The organism is Gordonia sihwensis NBRC 108236 (assembly GCF_000333035.1).
GTDB lineage: Bacteria > Actinomycetota > Actinomycetes > Mycobacteriales > Mycobacteriaceae > Gordonia > Gordonia sihwensis.
Window position 1 is genome coordinate 135,288 of sequence record NZ_BANU01000005.1, and the last position, 18,493, is coordinate 153,780.

The 18,493-nt window shown below is 69.1% G+C and carries 18 protein-coding genes and 1 pseudogene; 9 read left to right on the top strand and 10 right to left on the bottom strand.

Going from position 1 to position 18,493, the window contains the following annotated elements:
- The first annotated feature begins 53 nt into the window (after window positions 1–53).
- From GSI01S_RS03840 to GSI01S_RS03855, 4 genes are read left to right on the top strand one after another with little or no spacing between them, the layout of a single operon-like run.
- Window positions 54–860: an META domain-containing protein gene (locus GSI01S_RS03840; RefSeq protein ID WP_039866891.1), complete on the top strand. Its 807-nt coding sequence runs from the start codon at window positions 54–56 to the stop codon at window positions 858–860.
- 45 nt (window positions 861–905) lie between these two features.
- Window positions 906–1,736, top strand: a complete 831-nt coding sequence (gene ppk2 / locus GSI01S_RS03845) for a polyphosphate kinase 2 (protein ID WP_006895084.1) — start codon at window positions 906–908, stop codon at window positions 1,734–1,736.
- 7 nt (window positions 1,737–1,743) lie between these two features.
- Window positions 1,744–2,931 carry a polysaccharide pyruvyl transferase family protein gene (locus GSI01S_RS03850; RefSeq protein ID WP_006895085.1) on the top strand — a complete coding sequence of 396 codons (1,188 nt, stop codon included), beginning with the start codon at window positions 1,744–1,746 and terminating at the stop codon, window positions 2,929–2,931.
- 29 nt (window positions 2,932–2,960) lie between these two features.
- Window positions 2,961–3,257, top strand: coding sequence for a DUF503 domain-containing protein (locus GSI01S_RS03855; RefSeq protein ID WP_006895086.1), 297 nt, complete (start codon window positions 2,961–2,963; stop codon window positions 3,255–3,257).
- A 43-nt stretch (window positions 3,258–3,300) separates the two neighbouring features.
- Here GSI01S_RS03855 and GSI01S_RS03860 read toward each other — a convergent pair whose 3' ends face one another.
- Window positions 3,301–3,651 (bottom strand): VOC family protein, encoded by a 351-nt coding sequence (locus tag GSI01S_RS03860; RefSeq protein ID WP_006895087.1) that lies wholly within the window; start codon window positions 3,649–3,651, stop codon window positions 3,301–3,303.
- A gap of 29 nt (window positions 3,652–3,680) precedes the next feature.
- The gene (locus tag GSI01S_RS03865; protein ID WP_039866853.1) at window positions 3,681–6,098 is read right to left on the bottom strand and encodes a Tex family protein; all 2,418 of its coding nucleotides are present in this window, start codon (window positions 6,096–6,098) and stop codon (window positions 3,681–3,683) included.
- A 55-nt stretch (window positions 6,099–6,153) separates the two neighbouring features.
- On the opposite strand from GSI01S_RS03865, the gene GSI01S_RS03870 reads away from it, so the two are divergent.
- Window positions 6,154–6,489 carry a hypothetical protein gene (locus tag GSI01S_RS03870; protein ID WP_006895089.1) on the top strand — a complete coding sequence of 112 codons (336 nt, stop codon included), beginning with the start codon at window positions 6,154–6,156 and terminating at the stop codon, window positions 6,487–6,489.
- Window positions 6,490–6,496: 7 nt separating this feature from the next.
- Here the strand turns inward: GSI01S_RS03870 and GSI01S_RS03875 are convergent, their stop codons facing one another.
- Complete coding sequence (locus GSI01S_RS03875; RefSeq protein ID WP_006895091.1) at window positions 6,497–7,810, bottom strand: MFS transporter; 1,314 nt, start codon at window positions 7,808–7,810, stop codon at window positions 6,497–6,499.
- 92 nt (window positions 7,811–7,902) lie between these two features.
- Between GSI01S_RS03875 and GSI01S_RS03880 the strand changes: the two genes are divergently transcribed.
- Window positions 7,903–8,922 (top strand): zinc-dependent alcohol dehydrogenase family protein, encoded by a 1,020-nt coding sequence (locus GSI01S_RS03880; RefSeq protein ID WP_039866894.1) that lies wholly within the window; start codon window positions 7,903–7,905, stop codon window positions 8,920–8,922.
- A 9-nt stretch (window positions 8,923–8,931) separates the two neighbouring features.
- Here the strand turns inward: GSI01S_RS03880 and GSI01S_RS03885 are convergent, their stop codons facing one another.
- Together GSI01S_RS03885 and GSI01S_RS03890 are read right to left on the bottom strand one after the other, a co-directional pair.
- On the bottom strand, window positions 8,932–9,729 hold the full coding sequence (locus GSI01S_RS03885) for an ABC transporter ATP-binding protein (protein WP_006895095.1): 798 nt from the start codon (window positions 9,727–9,729) through the stop codon (window positions 8,932–8,934).
- Complete coding sequence (locus tag GSI01S_RS03890; protein WP_006895097.1) at window positions 9,726–10,397, bottom strand: FadR/GntR family transcriptional regulator; 672 nt, start codon at window positions 10,395–10,397, stop codon at window positions 9,726–9,728. The genes GSI01S_RS03885 and GSI01S_RS03890 overlap by 4 nt, the downstream gene beginning before the upstream one ends.
- A gap of 168 nt (window positions 10,398–10,565) precedes the next feature.
- Between GSI01S_RS03890 and GSI01S_RS20040 the strand changes: the two are divergent.
- Window positions 10,566–12,214: pseudogene (locus GSI01S_RS20040) on the top strand (2-isopropylmalate synthase).
- Between the two features lie 11 nt (window positions 12,215–12,225).
- Here the strand turns inward: GSI01S_RS20040 and GSI01S_RS03900 are convergent.
- Complete coding sequence (locus tag GSI01S_RS03900; protein WP_006895101.1) at window positions 12,226–12,741, bottom strand: MarR family winged helix-turn-helix transcriptional regulator; 516 nt, start codon at window positions 12,739–12,741, stop codon at window positions 12,226–12,228.
- Between the two features lie 55 nt (window positions 12,742–12,796).
- Here GSI01S_RS03900 and GSI01S_RS03905 point away from each other — a divergent pair, with 55 nt between their 5' ends.
- A complete protein-coding gene (locus GSI01S_RS03905; protein WP_006895102.1) occupies window positions 12,797–14,299 on the top strand; it encodes an MFS transporter in 1,503 nt (500 codons plus the stop codon).
- Between the two features lie 40 nt (window positions 14,300–14,339).
- Here GSI01S_RS03905 and GSI01S_RS03910 read toward each other — a convergent pair whose 3' ends face one another.
- The 3 genes from GSI01S_RS03910 to GSI01S_RS20290 all read right to left on the bottom strand — a co-directional run bounded on the left by GSI01S_RS03910 (window position 14,340) and on the right by GSI01S_RS20290 (window position 16,683).
- Window positions 14,340–15,335 carry a glutathione S-transferase family protein gene (locus GSI01S_RS03910; protein ID WP_006895103.1) on the bottom strand — a complete coding sequence of 332 codons (996 nt, stop codon included), beginning with the start codon at window positions 15,333–15,335 and terminating at the stop codon, window positions 14,340–14,342.
- Between the two features lie 26 nt (window positions 15,336–15,361).
- The gene (locus GSI01S_RS03915; RefSeq protein ID WP_006895104.1) at window positions 15,362–16,096 is read right to left on the bottom strand and encodes a hypothetical protein; all 735 of its coding nucleotides are present in this window, start codon (window positions 16,094–16,096) and stop codon (window positions 15,362–15,364) included.
- Window positions 16,097–16,176: 80 nt separating this feature from the next.
- Window positions 16,177–16,683 (bottom strand): M15 family metallopeptidase, encoded by a 507-nt coding sequence (locus GSI01S_RS20290; protein WP_006895105.1) that lies wholly within the window; start codon window positions 16,681–16,683, stop codon window positions 16,177–16,179.
- A gap of 127 nt (window positions 16,684–16,810) precedes the next feature.
- Between GSI01S_RS20290 and GSI01S_RS03925 the strand changes: the two genes are divergently transcribed.
- Window positions 16,811–17,344 (top strand): hypothetical protein, encoded by a 534-nt coding sequence (locus tag GSI01S_RS03925; protein WP_006895106.1) that lies wholly within the window; start codon window positions 16,811–16,813, stop codon window positions 17,342–17,344.
- A gap of 2 nt (window positions 17,345–17,346) precedes the next feature.
- Here GSI01S_RS03925 and GSI01S_RS03930 read toward each other — a convergent pair whose 3' ends face one another.
- Entirely contained in the window at window positions 17,347–18,477 is a 1,131-nt protein-coding gene (locus GSI01S_RS03930) for an alkaline phosphatase family protein (RefSeq protein WP_006895107.1), read from the bottom strand.
- Window positions 18,478–18,493: the final 16 nt, after the last annotated feature.

An 18,493-nucleotide genomic window follows, 5' to 3' on the forward strand; every position in this document is an offset into this window, starting at 1 on the left:
CGCCGGGGTCGATCGTGATCTACCGTACGCGGCGCTGCGCTACCGTGGCGCACATGATCATCGGACGCCGGACGCGTTGGCGGGTGCTGGCAGCTATGGGCGCGATCGTCGCCGGTACGTCGAGTCTGGCGGGCTGCGGGGACCGTTCGTCCACGCCCGACGCCGACCCCGCAAAGCTGGTCGGGAAGACGTATCTGTCCACGGAGGTCCAGGGCCCGCAGATTCCGGGCGGAGGACCGCTGCTGCTCGCCTTCGGCAAGGGCACCATCAGTGCGAACGCCGGATGCAACGGGCACGGCGGCGCCGTCGCGTTCACCGGCGGCGTGCTCACGACCGGGAATCTGGTCGGCACGATGATGGCGTGTCCGCCGCCACGCGACGGCGCCGACCGATGGGTCACGGACCTGTTCGGCTCACCCCTGTCGTGGCATCTGGACGGTACGACGCTCACTCTGCAACGCGGCGATCGGAAGGTGATGCTCGCCGAACGGCGCGAGCGTCCCGTCGTCGGCACCCGATGGCGGGTCAGCGCGCTCGTCACCGACGCCGCGGTCTCGACCTCTGCCGCACTCGAGAACAGCAAGCCGTACTTCGAGATCGCGGGCGACGGCGCGTTCGCGGGCAGCACGGGCTGCAACAGGATGACCGGGCGGGCGCGCGTCGACGGAGACCGGATCCACCTGTCGCCGATCGCGACCACCCGCCGGGCGTGCGATCCGGAGACCGCGGACGTCGAGCGCACGGTGCTCGCAGCGCTCCGGGACGAGGTGATCGTGGAGGTCGACGGCGACGAGATGCGGCTGACCAACGCGGCGAACCGTGCCGTCGGGCTGCGGCTGACGGCGTCGGGCATCGCGTAGCGCGTCCTGTCGGCGGTCCGCGGCCGCGGCCCCTACACTGCGTCTATGCCGAAGAAGAGCGGGCGGCCGCCCAAGCTGCCGAAGGACATCTACGAGGCCGAGCTGTTCCGCCTGCAGACCGAACTCGTGACGCTGCAGGAGTGGGTGCGGGCCACCGGAGCCCGCGTGGTGGTGGTCTTCGAGGGCCGGGACGCCGCAGGCAAGGGCGGAGCGATCAAACGCATCAGCGAGTACCTGAGCCCGCGGATCTGCCGGGTGGCGGCGCTGCCCGCACCCACCGATCGGGAACGGGGACAGTGGTACTACCAGCGATACGTCGCACATCTGCCCGCGCCCGGTGAGATCGTCCTCTTCGACCGCTCCTGGTACAACCGCGCCGGTGTCGAGAAGGTGATGGGCTTCTGCACGCCCGAAGAGCACACCCGGTTCCTCCGGCAGACACCGATCTTCGAGCAGATGCTCATCGACGACGGGATCATCCTCCGCAAGTACTGGTTCTCGGTGTCGAATGAGGAACAGCTCCGCCGATTCCGCGCCCGCCGCGACGATCCGGTGCGCCAGTGGAAGCTGAGTCCGATGGATCTCGAGTCGGTGTACCGCTGGGAGGAGTACTCCCGGGCCAAGGACGAGATGATGGTGCACACCGACACCTCGAGCAGTCCGTGGTACGTGGTCGAGTCCGACCAGAAGCGCAACGCTCGGCTCAATATGATCTCCCACCTGCTCTCCACCATCGACTACGAACCCGTCCAGCGGGCGGAGGTGAAGCTGCCCAAGAAGCCGATCGAGTCGGGCAACTATCATCGGCCGCCGCGGTCGTTGTCGAAGTTCGTGCCCGATCACGTGGCCGCTCTCATCGGCGACCGGGAGTCCTGATTCCGCCGTGTCCGTCCTGAACCTCCTCGCGTCCCGGCTGCCGGTCGGAGCGCGCGAGGTGGTGTACCTGGTGAGCGTCGCCGGCTTTCCCAATCTCGGCGACGAACTCATCGCCGAGGCCTGGCTCCGGCATCTGGCGGCGCGGCGACCGGCCGCGGTGGTCGTGGTCGATTCGCCTCGGCCCGGGCAGGCGGCGCTGCTTCTCCAGCACGCCAATCCCGCCGCCGTGTTCGTCGACACGCTGTGGCGCCGGGTCTTCGCACCGGGCGACGGCCACCGCTCCGATCCGGTCGACGACCTGCATCGGTCCGCCGGCTACGATCCCGGGGCCCGACTGCTGCTGCGGGCGGGGACCGTCCACATCGTCGGCGGCGGCTTCCTCAACGGCCTGTGGCCGCATCACCTCGCGCTGGTCTCCGCCGTCGCCGCGGTGACGCGGGCCACCGGCGGACGGGCGGTGGCCAGCGGTGCCGGTCTGACACCAGGTTTCGCAGGTCCCAACGCCGAGGATTTCCGCGGTGCCGTCGACGGCTTCGACGTCTTCGACGTTCGCGACGCGCCCAGCGCGGAGTACCTCGGGCCGGTCCGCGGTGCATCGTTCACCGGCGACGACGCGTGGCTGTCGGCCGCGGTGGCCCGCCCCGAACCCGGCCCGCCGGAAGAGGCGGGCGTGGTGGTGTGCGCACAGGGCGATCTGACCGACGACTTCTCGTGGCGCGGTGACCGCGGCGTGACCGCAGTAGCGCGATTCATCGAGGCGACGCTCGACGAATGGGCTGTCGCCGGCCCCGAGGTGGTGATCGCCGAGTGCAATCCCGGCATCGACGCGGTGGTCGCGAACCGCCTGGGCGCCCGGCTCGATGGCGCCGAGCGGCTGTCGTTCCAGCAGGTCTGGGCGTCGGGGCTGCCCACGGGCCGGGGACGGACGTGGGTGTCGACTCGTTTCCACCCGCACCTGATCGCGGCTTCGGCCGGAGATTCGGGCGTCGCGGTGATCGCCAAGCCCGACTACTACGGCACCAAGCACGCCTCGCTGTCGGAGGCCGGTTCGGCGTGGACCGTCGTCGGTCCGGACTGCGACGTTCCCCCGCGGCCCTGCGCCGGCGGCTTCTCCCCCGCCGCCGTGGCCACGAATCGGTCTCGCAAGGCCGCGCTGGCGCACCGGCTGTACCCGCCGGGAACCGGCTTGCGCTGACCGGAAGATGCCGTAGAGTCGGCAACCCTATGTGGATACGTTCTCTCGAATTCGATTTCCTGCTCGGCGACGTTCACTCGTTGAAGGGCAAACGCTCCGTCATCCGGCCGTTGATCGCCGAGATCCGCCGGCGGTACGACGTCTCGGTGGCCGAGGTGGATCATCGAGACGTCCACCGGCGGACCCTCATCGGGGTCGCGGCGGTCAGCGGCGACGCCGCGCACGTCACCGAGGTGCTCGACGCCGTCGAACGGTTCGGCGCCGCCCGGCCCGAGGTGGAACTCCTGTCGGTCCGTCGCCGGATGGTCTCGACCGACGACCTGTGAACCGTCGGCCCGGTGACGCTGTGGGCCGGTGACCCGGTCGCGTTCAGTCCGATGCGACGCAGAATTGATTGCCGTCCGGATCGGCCAGCGTGGTCCAGGCGAACCCGTCGCCCATGCTGCGCTCCGCCACCAGGGTCGCACCGGCGGCGATGAGACGCTCCACCTCCGCGGTCCGGTCGTCGGCACGCAGATCGAGGTGGATCCGGTTCTTGCCGGGGGTGGGGTCGGCGACCTTCTGGAAGGCGATCATCGGTCGGCCCGCCCCCAGCGCAACCGTCACGAACCAGCCCTCGTTCTCCTCCGCGATCTCGCCGCCGAGCGCCTCGGCCCACCACCGCGCGAGCTTCAGCGCGTCGGCGGTATCGACGGTGATCATTCCGATGCTGATGCCCATGCGAGAGACCTTAACGGGCACGCCGCTGGTCAGCGGCCGAATCCCGCATCGCGCAGCGCCTGCGCCATCGATCCGCCGGCCGGCCGGTCGTCCCGCCGGTCGTCCCGCCGGGAACCGCCCCGGCCCTGACCGGCAGCGCCGCGCGGGCCGCCTCCGCGGCCCTTTCCGCCCCGGTTGTTGTCGCTGCCCCGGTTGTCGCTGCCCCGGTTCTCGCCGCCCCCGCGTCTGCGACCACCGCCGCGCGGACCGGCGTCGGCCTCGTCGTTCAGTCGCAGCGACAAACCGATCCGCTGCCGGTCGACGTCCACCTCGAGCACTTTCACCTTCACGATCTGGCCCGAGCGAACCACCTCGTGCGGGTCGGAGACGTACCGGTCGGCCATCGCCGAGACGTGGACGAGTCCGTCCTGATGCACGCCCACGTCCACGAAGGCACCGAATGCCGCGACATTCGTGACGACGCCTTCGAGCACCATGCCGGGCCGCAGATCGGACACCTTCTCGACTCCGCTCGCGAAGGTCGCGGTGGTGAACGCCGGCCGCGGGTCGCGGCCGGGCTTCTCCAGTTCGGCGAGGATGTCGGTGACGGTGGGGACACCGAACGTGTCGTCGGCGAACTCCGCGGGCTTGAGGGTGCGCAGCGTCGTGCTGTCACCGATGAGCTCGGTGAGTTCGCGACCGCTGCGGTCGAGGATCTTGCGCACCACCGGGTACGCCTCCGGATGCACGCCGGAGGCGTCCAGCGGATCGTCACCGCCGCGGATGCGCAGGAAGCCGGCGCACTGCTCGAACGCCTTCGGACCCAGACGGGGGACGTCGAGCAGACCGGTCCGGCTTCGGAACGCACCCGTCCGGTCTCGGTGAGCCACGATTCCGGCGGCGAGTGTGGGGGTGATCCCCGAGACGCGCGAGAGCAACGGAACCGACGCGGTGTTGAGATCGACGCCGACGGCGTTCACCGCATCCTCCACGACCGCGTCGAGGCTGCGCGCGAGGTTGGTCGCCGAGACGTCGTGTTGGTACTGACCCACGCCGATCGACTTGGGATCGATCTTGACCAGCTCGGCCAGCGGATCCTGGAGGCGACGCGCGATGGAGACCGCGCCGCGGATCGAGACGTCGAGCTGCGGGAGCTCCTGGGAGGCGTACTCGGACGCAGAGTACACCGATGCGCCCGCCTCCGACACGACGGCCTTGACCGGCGGCCGGGCGCCGGACTTCTTGATGTCCGAGAGCAGCTCGCCCGCGAGCTGATCGGTCTCGCGCGAGGCCGTTCCGTTGCCGATCGCGATCAGTTCCACCCCGTGGCGCGCGATCAGCGCGGCCAGCGTGGCTTTGGCCTGATCCCATTGCTGCTGCGGCTTGTGCGGGAAGATCGCGCAGTGGTCCACCACCTTGCCGGTCGCGTCGACCACCGCCACCTTCACGCCGGTCCGGTACCCGGGATCGAGGCCGAGAGTGGTGCGCGTCCCGGCGGGAGCCGCCAGGAGCAGATCCTTGAGGTTGGTCGCGAAGACGGCGACCGCGTCGTCCTCGGCCCGGCTCCGGAGCTTCATCCGCGCGTCGATCGTCGCGGTGATCATGAGCTTGGTCCGCCACGCCCAGCGAACCGTAGCGGTGAGCCAGTCGGTGGCCGCACCCGGATGCGACTGGTCGACGCCCAGGGTCGCTGCGACCATCGCCTGGTACGGCTCGTCGTCGCCACCGTCGAAGGTCAGGCTCAGGACCTCCTCCTTCTCGCCGCGCAATACGGCGAGCACGCGGTGGGACGGCATCGCGTCGAGCGGTTCGGCGAAGTCGAAGTAGTCGCGGAACTTCTGCGCGGCGGCATCGGTCTCGGCACCGGGCCGGACCTGAGTCCGGAGCGAGCCGTCGGCCCAGAACTTCTCGCGGACCGCACCGACGAGCTCGGCGTCCTCCGAAGCGCGCTCGATCAGGATGTGGCGTGCGCCGTCGAGAGCGGCGGCGGCATCGGCGACCTGCTCGCCGATGTAGGCGGCAGCGGCGTCGGCGGGAACCAGCGACGGATCGGCGAGCAACGCCTCGGCCAGCGGCTCGAGACCGGCCTCACGCGCGATCTGCGCCTTGGTTCGACGCTTGGGCTTATACGGCAGGTAGATGTCCTCGACGCGCGCCTTCGTGTCGGCGGCCAGCAGCGATGCACGCAGTTCGTCGGTCAGCTTCCCCTGCTCGTCGATGGACGCGATGACGGCGGCCCGGCGCTCGTCGAGCTCGCGCAGATAGCGCAGTCGTTCGTCCAGCAGACGCAGCTGAGCATCGTCGAGACTGCCGGTGACCTCCTTGCGGTACCGGGCGATGAACGGGACGGTCGATCCTTCGTCCAGCAGCTTCACCGCCGCGCTGACCTGGCCTTCGCCGACGGAGAGCTCCTTGGCGATGCGGGCATTCACTGACTCGAGAGGCGCACTGTTGGTCACCGCATGCAGGCTACCGAAGGGTGGTGCCCGGGCCGCTGGCCGCCCGTGTCATAACCTGGCTGGCATGACCGAACCGACCCCGTTCGACAAGCTCGCGTTCACGTGGGAGGCGGCCTTCACCGCAGTCGACGCAGCCGAGGCGTCGCCGCGCGGAGCCGAACCCGGCGACATCGCATGGATGGAGACCATGCGTCCGCAACTGGAGAATCTGCGGCGGCGCAACGACGCGGGCGAGGACCTGGAAGCCGACTTCGACACCATGATGTGGGTGATGGCCAATACGCAGACGGCGATGCAGGTGCTGTCGCGCTATCGGACCACCCGCGAGGGCGCCGACAAACTCGCCGAGTTCGAGCGGCTGCGCGCGCAATCGCACACACTCGAGGCTCCGGACGACTGAGCGCCGCTCAGCACTCACGTTCCGGGTCCGGGGCGGCGACCGGGACCTCGGCGAACATTCCGAGCCGGCTGTCGCGCGCCAGCCCGGAGATCCCGTTCGACCGTCCGCGCTGCACGCGCACGGCTACCAGCGCCAGCACTCCGGCGATCACCGCCACCTGGATCACGCCGCCGCCGATGAGCGGCGCCCGCGGTCCGAACCATTCGGCGAGCAGACCGAGGAGCGGCGCGCCGATGGGTGTGCCGCCCATCAGCACCGTCATGTAGAGCGCCATCACCCGCCCGCGGACCTGCGGGTCGACATGCATCTGCACGTACATGTTGGTCGCGGTGAGCGACAGCAGCGCGGAGAGTCCCACGAGAGGCAGCACCAGGCCGTAGAGCAGCGGGGTCGGCAACGCACCCGACAGCACGTTGACGACCGCGAAGACCAGCGCGGCGCTGACGACGAACCGCAGTCCGGGAGACGACTTCCGCCGCGCGGCCAGCAGCGCGCCGAGCAGCGACCCCGCGCCCGAGACGGTGCCGAGCAGACCGTACATCTCGGCGTCCAGGTGGAACTCGTTGCGCACCATCAGCGCGTTCGTCATCTGGAAGTTCAGACCGAAGGTGCCGACGGCGAAACCCACGCCGAGGGCGATCAGCAGATCGGCGCGCGCGGCCACATACCGAACCCCCTCGCGCACCTGGCCCTTCGCCCGGCGCAGCGGTTCGGCCGGGACCAGTTCGTCCCTGTTCAGCAGCATCAAGGCGATCAGGAAGGCGAGATAGCTGACGCCGTTGCTGAGGATCGCCCACCCGCTGCCGAAGGCCGCGATGATGAGCCCTGCGACTCCCGGGCCGATGAGCCGCGCGGCGTTGAAGGCCGAACTGTTGAGCCCGATCGCGTTGGTGAGCCGTTCGGTTCCGACCATCTCCGAGACGAAGGCCTGGCGGGCGGGTGCGTCCAGCGCCGTACCCATCCCGAAGACGACGGCGAACACGTACACGTGCCAGGTCTGGGCCACGCCGGAGACCGCGAGGGCGCCGAGCACCAGCGCGCTCAGCGCCATCCAGCTCTGCGTGAACATCAGGAGTCTGCGCTTGTCGAAGCGGTCGGCGAGGACACCGCCGAAGGGTGAGAGGACGAGCGCCGGAACGAATTGGAGCGCCGTCGTGATGCCGACCGCCATCGCCGATCCGCCGGAGAGCTGCAGCACCAGCCAGTCCTGGGCCACCCGCTGCACCCACGTGCCGACGTTGGAGACCAGTGCGCCGGTCACATAGGTCCGGAAGTTCGGTACGGCGAGGGAGGCGAATGTCGACGACTGCCTCAGCTGCACGAACCCTCCTGGACTCCAGACTTCCGCAGTCCAACGTACGCCCTGTCCCCGCGCGTCTGCGCGGGCGATCGGTTCGCATTACCGTGGACGGCATGCGCGCAGTCATCATGCATTCGCCCGGAGACGTCAGCGTCGTCGATCGACCCGATCCCCGAATCGAACAGCCCACCGATGCGGTCATCCGTCTCGCCGCCACGTGCATCTGCGGCTCCGATCTGTGGCCCTATCGCGGTGCCAACGACGTCGACGAGGCGCCGATGGGCCACGAGTACGTCGGCTACGTCGAAGAGGTCGGACCCGAGGTACGCACCGTGAAGGTCGGTGACTTCGTGGTGGGTTCGTTCATGGCCTCGGACAACACCTGTGAGATCTGCGAGGCCGGCTACCAGTCCCGATGCGTCAACGTCCACCCGATGGGCGGGATCGGAACCCAGGCGCAGTACGCCCGCATCCCGTGGGCGGACGGAACGCTGGTCGCGACGCCGGCGCCGCCCGACGACGACCTGATCCCCTCGTACCTCGCGGCGTCCGACGTCCTGGGCACGGGCTGGTTCGCGGCGGACGCCGCTCAGGTCCGGCCGGGCAAGACCGTCGCCGTCGTCGGCGACGGTGCGGTGGGCCTGCTCGGCGTTCTATCGGCGCGGCAGATGGGAGCTGAGCGCATCATCGCGATGAGCAGACACGCCGACCGCCAGGAACTCGCCAGGCAGTTCGGTGCCACCGACATCGTCGCCGAGCGCGGCAAGGACGGCGTCGCGGCGGTCAAGGAACTGACCGGTGGACTCGGCGCGCACTCGGTGATCGAGGCCGTCGGAACCCAGGAGTCGATGATGCAGGCGATCCGATCGACCCGCCCGGGCGGCCACGTCGGCTTCGTCGGCGTCTCGCACGGCGTGGAACTGCCCGGCGACAGGCTCTTCTACTCGGCGGTGCATCTGCACGGCGGGCCCGCACCGGTCCGCCGGTATCTGCCCGATCTGATGCGCCGCATCGCGGCCCGAGAGATCGACCCCGGCCGCGTCTTCGATCTCTCACTGCCCCTCGAGGACGCGGCCCAGGGCTACCGCGCGATGGACCGGCGCGAAGCGATCAAGGTGATGCTCACCGTGTGAGCTGCTCGTTCAGCGTTCCCGCACGGCCCGGGCGCTCCAGCGACCCTGGGTGTGGTCGACGGCGATCCGATGGTCGAAGGCCCGGCTGATGACCTCCGACGTCACCGTCTGAGCCGCCGTTCCGGAGGCCACCACCGCGCCGTCGCGGATCACGAGTGCGTGGCTGGTGGTCTCGGGCAGCTCCTCCAGGTGGTGGGTGACCAGCACAGAGGCCACCTCGGGCGCGGACACCGCGAGTGCGTCGACCGTTTCGAGGAGTTGTTCCCTGGCGGCGACGTCGAGGCCGGTGGTCGGCTCGTCGAGCAGCAGGAGTTCGGGATCGCTGATCAGTGCGCGCGCGATCAGCGCCCGTCCCCGTTCGCCCTGCGACAGCGTGAGCCAATCGGAGTCGGCACGCGCGCTCATTCCGACGTCGTCGATGAGGGCGGCGGCCCTGGCCCGGTCCTGCGCGGACGGCACCCACCGCATCGGCAGATCGATGGTTCCGGTGACGCCGGTGAGGACAACCTCGGTCACGGTGAGTCCGGTCTGCAGCCGATGACGCGGGTTCACGTGGCCGATGTGGCGGCGCAGTTCGGCGGTGTCGACGCGACCGAGGCGCTTACCCAAGACGTCGACGGTGCCCGTCGTCGGGTGCGTCTGAGCAGCGCAGAACCCGACGATGGTGGTCTTGCCCGCTCCGTTCGGGCCGAGCAGCGCCCAGTGCTCTCCCGCATGCACGGTGAAGTCGATGCCGTGCAGGATCTGCCGACCGTTGCGGCGGAAGGTGACGGCGTCGAGCCGCAGAACCTGTTGTGCGCGTGTCACGCGAGTGCCTCCTTGAGTCCGTCCAGATGGGTGCGTGCCGCGGTTGCGGCGTCGGCAGGTCGCCTCGCCGCCACGGCGTCGACGATGTCGGCGTGGGCGCGATGGTCGATGTCGGTGTCGAACTCTCGACGGATCCGCAGCAAGTCGACCATCGCGACGCGCACCCGCGGGGTCATCGCGTCGAACAGTTCGGTCAACACCGGGTTCCCGGCGGCGGAGACCACCGCCCGATGGAAGTCGATGTCGGCCGCGACGCGGTCCTCGATTCCGCTCCGGCTCTGTTCGCGCTTCTCGAGCGCCGCACGCATGGCGCGCAGCTGCGCCGGAGTGCGGCGCCGTGCCGCCAGCGCGGCGGCTTCGGTCTCGATCGCGGTGCGCGCCTCCAGCACTGCGACGACGTCCGCCCTGCGAAGGACGTCGTCCCAGTTCTCCGGCACGTCGACCGCGGCGACGAAGACACCGGCGCCCTGGCGTGACGAGAGGACGCCGCGCCCTGCCAGCTGGCGCACCGCCTCCCGCACGGTGGATCGGCCGACCCCCAGCTGGACCGCCAGCGTGCTCTCGCCGGGAAGCTTCTGGCCCAGTGTCCACTCCCCGGCGCGAATGCGCTCGAGCAGTACCTCGGCGGCCTGATCGGCCAGCGGCGTTCGCCGCACCTGTGCGGGCATGACCACTCACTCCTCTACTTGTCTGATGAGTTGTGTTAGATTCTAGCGCCATACAGAACCTCGCTTCCCTCCGACTCATCAGCCACGGAGAGTCCTGATCCGCAGACCGGCGACTCCCCGTGGGCCCCGACGCCGGTCTGCACCCGACTTCTGCGAAAGCGAGATCCCATGTTCACCGAATCCGAATCCCCCGCGTCCCGGCCCGACGCCTTCGGCTCCATCAGCACCCCTGCCGGGCCGATACCCGACCAGTCACCCTCATGGAACCGCCAGCGGCGATCCCAGATGCCCTCGCACCGGTACCGCGACGTGTACCGTCGCGTCGAGGTTCCGCTGACGACGCGCCGGTGGCCCGAGGCTCGCCTCACGTCCGCGCCGCTGTGGGTTCCGGTAGACCTGCGCGACGGCAACCAGGCACTGCCGGAACCCATGAACCCGGCACGCAAGCGCCGGCTGTTCGAATTGCTCGTCGCCATGGGCTACAAGGAGATCGAAGTCGGCTATCCCTCGGCGTCGGCCACCGACTTCGATTTCGTCCGGCAGATCGCGGAGACCGATCTGGCCCCCGACGACGTGACGGTGGTCGTCTTCACTCCGGCGCGACGAGATCTGATCGAGCGGACCGTGGAGTCCATCCGCGGGATCGACAATCCCGTGGTGGTGCACATGTACACCGCCACGGCACCCGTCTGGCGCGACATCGTGTTGAGACAGTCGCGGTCAGAGTTGCTCGAGACCGTTCTGGGCGGCGGCCGGGACGTGTTGGAATTCGCCGGCGACCTGCCGAACGTCCGTTTCGAGTTCTCCCCCGAGGTCTTCAACCTCACCGAGCCGGATTTCGCGCTCGACGTCTGCAACGCGATGACGCGGCTGTGGGACGCCGCTCCTGATCGTCCGGTGATCCTGAATCTGCCTGCGACCGTGGAGATCGCGACGCCGACCAGATCGAGTACATGCACCTGAACCTCGAGCGTCGGGAGTCGGTGATCCTGTCGGTGCACCCGCACAACGACCGCGGCACCGGAATCGCGTGCGCGGAACTGGCGGTGCTGGCCGGCGCCGAACGCGTCGAGGGATGCCTGTTCGGCAACGGCGAACGGACCGGCAACGTCGACATCGCCACCCTGGCCCTCAATCTCCACGCACAGGGCGTCGACCCGATGATCGACTTCTCGGACATCGACGAGATCCGCCGAGTCGTCGAGGAGGCCAACCAGATCGAGATCCATGCACGCCACCCGTACGTCGGCGACCTGGTGCACACGGCATTCAGCGGCACTCATCAAGACGCCATCGCCAAGGGATTCGCCGACCACCGACGCCGGTCCGCCCATGCCGGTCACGCCGAATCGGAGATGCCGTGGGACGTGCCCTATCTGCCGGTCGACCCGGCCGACCTGGGCCGCACGTACGATGAGGTGATCCGGGTCAACTCGCAATCCGGCAAGGGCGGTATCGCGTATCTGCTGGCAGCCGAGTTCGGCGTCGAGTTGCCACGCCGCCTTCAGATCGACTTCGCACGCGTCGTGCAACGGCACACGGACACCGAGGGCCGCGAAGTCGACGCGGAGACGCTCTGGACGCTGTTCTGCGCGGAGTACATGCCCGCAGACGGCGCCGCGGACAGCACCTCAGCGCGCGCGGACGCCATCGAACCTCTGAGCCGTCACCGGAGCGCGATCACGGCGCCGGAACGCGGACGCTTCCTGACCGTTCTGGAGTGGCGGCGCGGGGACGACCGCGGCTGGTCGGCAGGCATCGGGGCGTCGGAGGACGAGGCCGATCGCGCGGCGTCGGCCGCCGCCCGCAGGCACTGAGCGGCCCTGCGTCAGTCCGCGTCGACACCCTGGCGCTCGAACGCGTCGTTGAACGCCCGCAGCTGAGCGAGCAGAATCGCGGGATCGCCGGGAGCGAGATCGGCGAAGACGCGATTGAGCCGATCGGCACGTCGTCTACCGTCGTGTTCGAGCGCCTCCATCCCCGCCGCGGTGGGCCGGTGCATCCGACTGACCTGCCCGTCGACGGGGAAGCGCTCGACGTATCCGCGCTTGATCGCCGCGTTGACCTGCCGGTTCACCGTCGACTGCTCCAGCGCGAGATCGTGGCTCAGTTCACGCAGAGTCCGCGCGCGACCGTCCGACAGCAGCCAGAGGATATGAAACGCGGATGCGTCCAGAATCGCCTTCGGGTCTACCTCGTCACGTCTGCGACGCAACCGCAGGAGTTCTTCGACCACGTCCCGATGCACCTGGGACGGCCAGGTGGGCTCGCCGTCGTCTACCGTTCTCACCTCGTTCTCGACTGGACCGCACACAGCCCCGAGTTTGGGGTGTGCACGATGCATATGTACCTTACATAGGTTGTTCTCGCATGCTCCGCACTGAAACGAAGGCCTCTGAATGTCCTCCCCCTCCGGTACGGCGGATCCGACCGCCGACGATGTGAACCCCGCGCCCGCGCCGGCCGACGCCCCTGCCGCCGCAGCGTCGGACGAAACCGCAGGCGACCGCGGTGCGCTCGGTATCGTCATCACCCTCTGTCTGGGCGGTCTGGTCGCATCCCTGATGCAGACGCTGATCATCCCGGTTCAGCCCGAACTACCGCAACTGCTGCACACGTCCATCTCGAACGCGTCGTGGGTGATCACCGCCACGCTGCTCGGCGGCGCCGTGGCTATGCCGATCGCGGGGCGCCTCGGCGACATGTACGGCAAGCAGCGCGTGATTCTCGCCAGCGCGCTGCTACTCGTCGTCGGCTCGCTGATCTGCGCCATCGGCGGCACACTCGTTCCGATGCTGATCGGACGCGCCGTCCAAGGCATGTCGATGGGCTTCATCCCGGTCGGCATCAGCCTGATGCGGGAGGTGACGCCGCCGCGTCTGACCTCGATGGCGGTGGCCGCGATGAGCGCCACGCTCGGCGTCGGCGGCGCCATCGGACTTCCGGTGTCGGCCTGGGTGGCGCAGACCTGGGACTGGCGGGCTCTGTTCTGGGCTTCGGCGGGACTGGCATTGCTGATCACCGTCCTGGTCGTGGTCATCGTGCCGAACGTCGCCGACAGTGCCGGTGGACGACTGGACGTGATCGGCGCAGTCGGAATGGCGGCCGGTCTGTGCAGCGTCCTCATCGCCATCTCGAAGGGTAAGGACTGGGGCTGGGCGTCCGGCGCCACCCTCGGCTTCCTCGCCGCCGGCGTGGTCGTGCTCCTGGCGTGGGCGATGTTCGAGTTGCGGCACAGTGATCCGTTGGTCGATCTGCGCACGACCGCCAAGCCGACGGTGCTGCTGACGAATCTGGCGGCGATCGCCATCGGATTCGGCATGATGGCGCAGGCGATCGTGGTTCCGACGATGCTCGAGGTGCCGGATTCGGTCGGCGGCTTCGGGCAGACCATCTTGCAGACCGGTCTGTGGATGGCTCCGGGCGGCATCATGATGATGCTCTTCGCCCCGATCTCCGGCATGCTCATCAACCGTCTCGGCCCGAAGCTCACGCTCGCGATCGGCGGCGCGGTCCTCTGTGTCGGCTACCTCACCGCGTACTTCCTGATGAACGCTCCCTGGCAGCTCGCCGCGGCTTCGGTGATCGGCTCGGCCGGCGTGGGCATCGGCTACGCGGCGATGCCCACGCTCATCATGGGCGCGGTGCCGATCACCGAGGCCGGGGCGGCGGTGGGACTCAACGGCCTGATGAGGTCGGTCGGCACCACCCTGTCGTCGGCGGTGATGGCGGTGGTTCTGGCTGCGTCGACCATCGATCTCGGTGGCGGTCACCAGGTCCCGACGCACTCCGCCTTCCGCTGGTGCTTCCTCATCGGGGCGGCCGCGGCCTTCGTCGGTGTGCTCATCACGCTGGCGATTCCGCGCGCCCGGGCGCGCTCAGCGGAGCAGGCGGTGGCCTGAGGGATTGGCGTTCACCCCTCGACGACGCCGCTCGTCCCGTTCAACCGAGCGGGGCGGGCGGTGTTCCGTCTCCGAAGGGTCGGCCACCGAGCGCCTCCCTGCCGTGCGGTTCGGCCCAGTTCGACAGATCCGGACCCTTCGGCACGATCCCGGAGGGGTTGATGTCGCGATGCACCTGGTAGTAGTGCCGTTTGATGTGGTCGAAGTTCGTGCAGTCACCGAAGCCGGGAGTCTGATAGAGATCGCGCGCGTATGCCCAGAGCACCGGCATCTCGGAGAGCTTCTCGCGATTGCACTTGAAGTGGCCGTGATACACCGGGTCGAACCGCGCGAGCGTCGTGAACAGTCGCACATCCGCCTCGGTGATGGTGTCTCCGACCAGGTATCGCTGGGTGCGCAGCCGTTCGGTGAGCCAGTCGAGCCGGGAGAAGAGTTGGTCGTAGGCGTCGTCGTAGGCTTCCTGTGAGCCGGCGAAGCCGCACCGGTACACGCCGTTGTTCACGTCACGGTAGACCACCGCGTTCACCTCGTCGATCTCGCGGCGAAGGTCCTCGGGGTACAGCCGGGGCGCCCCGTCCCGGTGGAAGTCGACCCACTCGGTCTCGAAGTCGAGAGTGATCTGCGGGAAGTCGTTGGTGACCACCGCTCCGCTCGGGACATCGACGACTGCCGGGACGGTGATGCCCTTCTCATAGCCGGGGATCCGCCGGAAGTACGCGTCCTGCAGCCGCGGTATGCCCAGCACCGGATCCACCCCGCCCGGGTCGAGGTCGAAGGTCCACGACCGCCAGTCGTGCGTCGGACCGCACACACCCATTGAAATCGCGTCTTCGAGACCGAGCAGCCGGCGCACGATGATCGACCGGTTCGCCCACGGACAGGCGTATGAGACGACGAGCCGGTAGCGCCCGGCCTCCACCGGGTAGCCGTCGGCGCCGTCGCGCGTGATCCGGGTCTCGATGTACCTGGTGTCTCGTTCGTACGGCTGATCTGCCTTGACGTACTTCTCGTGATCTCCCGGGCGGTTCTCAGTCATCTATCCAGCATGGCACCGAACAGGCGTCACATGCTTTCGAACGCGCGACCGAGTTCGGCGTCGACGTCGATGAACCGGGCCTTGCGGATGGCCGGCTTGTCGATCTCGGTCTCCACGAACTTCGCGATGACCCTGCGGATCTCGTCGTCCACCTGAGCCAGATTGCGAATGATCTCGCCCCGGACGTTCCGCGAGCTGACGTCGACGAACACGTCGCGCGGTCGCGGTGGGTCCACCTCTATCCGCACCTGCAGCGGCGCCGCGCACCGGACCGTCAGCGGCAGTGTCACCAGACCGTCGACGTCGTACCGGATGCGGTCGACCTTGAGATCCACCGTCAACGCGATGTGCAGCGGCAGCTTGACCGTGAAGGTGATCAGCTGCCCGAGATCACGGACGATCTCCGGTTCGGCGACGCGCACCATCGCCCGCACTTTCACCACTCCTGCCGGTCCCGACCCGATCGGGCCGACCTCGAACTCCTCGCCCGCGATCGAGGTGAACGCGCTGCCGATCCGTTCCTCGGTGACGGCGAGCTCGAAGAACCGTCGACCGAACTCCTCGTACGACAGGTATGCGGGCTCGACGTCCGCCGCGGACCCATCGTCGGTCCCGCCGGCGCCGAGCGCGGCCTCCATCGATTCGACGGCTTCGACGACATCGGCCGCGTCGGCATCGACGACGCGGTCGTCCAGTTCGCCCGCCTCGGACGGTTCAGGGACGGCGTTCTCGTGGTCTGGGTTCTCCGACACGGCATTCATCCTTCCCTATTGGGCCAGAGGTTCGTAGCCGCAACCGTCCACGTGTGCACGCACATGGCACGGCGGCCGACGAGACCAGGTCAGCGGCTCGCTGCGTCGGGGAGCCTGGGCGGGCACGCCGTTCCGGGCAGCGCCGCCAGTTCGAAGTGCCACCACTCGTTGTCGTACACCCGGCACAGGCCCCAGCGGATGCCGTTGGCCTGCAGCCAACGCGCGCCCGACCGCGGTCCCACATCGACGGCCTCGCCCGTGACGTGGGTCGACTCATCGGGCGGCAGTACCCAGCGGCGCGCGGCGGCGGGACTGCCGTAGTCGGCGATGCCCTGCCGCCACAGTGCCGCCTGCTCCGCGCGCGAGCGCTTTCCGGACGTTACCGACAGCGCCACCCCGGAGGCACGCGCCTCACGGTGCGCGAGCGTGTAGGCGATCGCCAACTGCGGCGTGAGTCCGGCGGTGCCGGGGGCCAACGACACGCCGAGGAAGTTCGCCCGGGCCGTCGCCGGATCGGCATGGGCGGCCGGCGCGACCGCCGCGGATGCGGCGATCGCCAGGGCCGCCGCAGCAGCGGTCACTCGCACTCGGATCACGGGGTCGAACCTACTACGGACCCGGTCGGCATGCGAGACGTCGACCTCCGACGGACCGGCCGACACGCCGATCAGCGTGCGTATCGGGGTACTTGCCCTCGAACCCGGCAGCTGCGACGGTTGACCGATGACAGGTTCGCCGCGCCAGGCCCGTGATCGTCGTTCCTTCACTCGTCGCCCCGTCAGCGGACGCCGCCGTGTCGCCGCGGTCACCGCCGTCCTGGCGGTCGGCGCGGCGGCAGCCGTCCATCCGGCCGAGGCGTGGGCGGCGCCCGCCGCCGCCTCGGCCCTCACACCGCACGACGTCGCCAGTGCTCCGTACGGCGCGCTGTTCTCGATGGGTGTCCCGGTGTACGAGCGCGTGAGGTTCATCCGCGAGCCGGGGGCGCACAGCCGGACGATGATCATGCAGCGGTTGCATCGTCCCACCGAAGGCAAGCGCGGCAGCGCCCGCTACGCCTTCCTCGGCGACCGACTTCCCGAATCATTCCTGGTGAGCGAGGACTGGAGTCGAAACGGAACGCCTCAGGGCTTGGTGGTCCCGATGACCCGCAAGTCGCGCGGACGACCGCCCACCCCGAAGTATCAGTCGATCACCACCGTCACCGGACCGGTCGGCGAGCTCCGCGCGATCGGCTGGTCGCACCGCTACTCCGACTGATCTCACCGATTCGAGATCAGCGGCACCAGTTGTTCATCGTCGGTCCAGGCACCGTGATGACCGGCCATCGTCGACTCCATGGGCTCAGCGGTGGGACAGACGAGGACGCTCGTTCCTCGCGCCACCGCCAGAACGTCACCGATCCGGGACTCGATCGTCGGCACCGGAGGCGTGGGACCGAACCAGTGTTCGTCGAGCGCCTGCTCGCGGGTGACGATGCGGGCGTGCTCGCCGAGCGCCCCGGTCCATCGATCGGCCACGTCACGCACGGCGTCCGGATGGTCGGAGTAGACGTGCCGCACTCGGGCTTCGCCCGAGACCAGGCGGACATCGCGGCGCAGTTCGGGATCCGCCTCGAGGTCGACGGCCGCCCCCGCACGAATCATGCCGTGATCGCCGGTGATCAGCAGGGTGCACGTCGGGGGCAGGTCGTCGATCAGCTGTGCGACCATTGCGTCGACCGCGCCGAGCACGGCGCGCCACTGCGCCGACTCCGGCCCGGCGACGTGCCCGTGCATGTCGAGGTCCGGGAAGTAAGCGTAGGCGAATCGGCGCCCGCGATCGGTGTGCCGGGCGAAATCGAGGAGTCCGTCGCGCACGGAGTCGAGATCTGACGCCGGGTGGAGTCGTCCGGCCGTTCGGAACGCCGCCCGCGTCAACCCCGAACGCATCTGATAGCCCGGCACCACGTAGTGGACCTCGACACCGCTCCGAGCCAGCCGCTGCACCGAACTCTCCACGGGCTGAACGTCTTCCGGCACATGGGTGGTTCTCGCATCCGGCCCTTCGGCGCTGCCGGTCCGCCAGCGCAGCGCGTTGAAGTTCTCCGGTCCGGCGGCGGAGGGCAGCGCGAAACTGTATCCGATGATCCCGTGTGTGGCACAGGGTGCTCCGATCGCCAGACTCGAGATGCTCGAGGCCGTCGTCGCGGGGAACCCGGCTGCCAACGTGGCCCGCAGGTGCGCCGTCAGAGTCGGTGCCACGTCGCCGTGCCGCCGCAGGAGTTCGGCTCCCAGTCCGTCGATCAGGAGGACGGCGATGTCACGAGCCGGGGCCACCTCGAGCCCCTCGGTCTCGGCGCCGTCGAATGCGGCGGACACCGCGGGCAGGATGTCGGCGAGGGTATGACGCATGGCTCCCACTATGCCG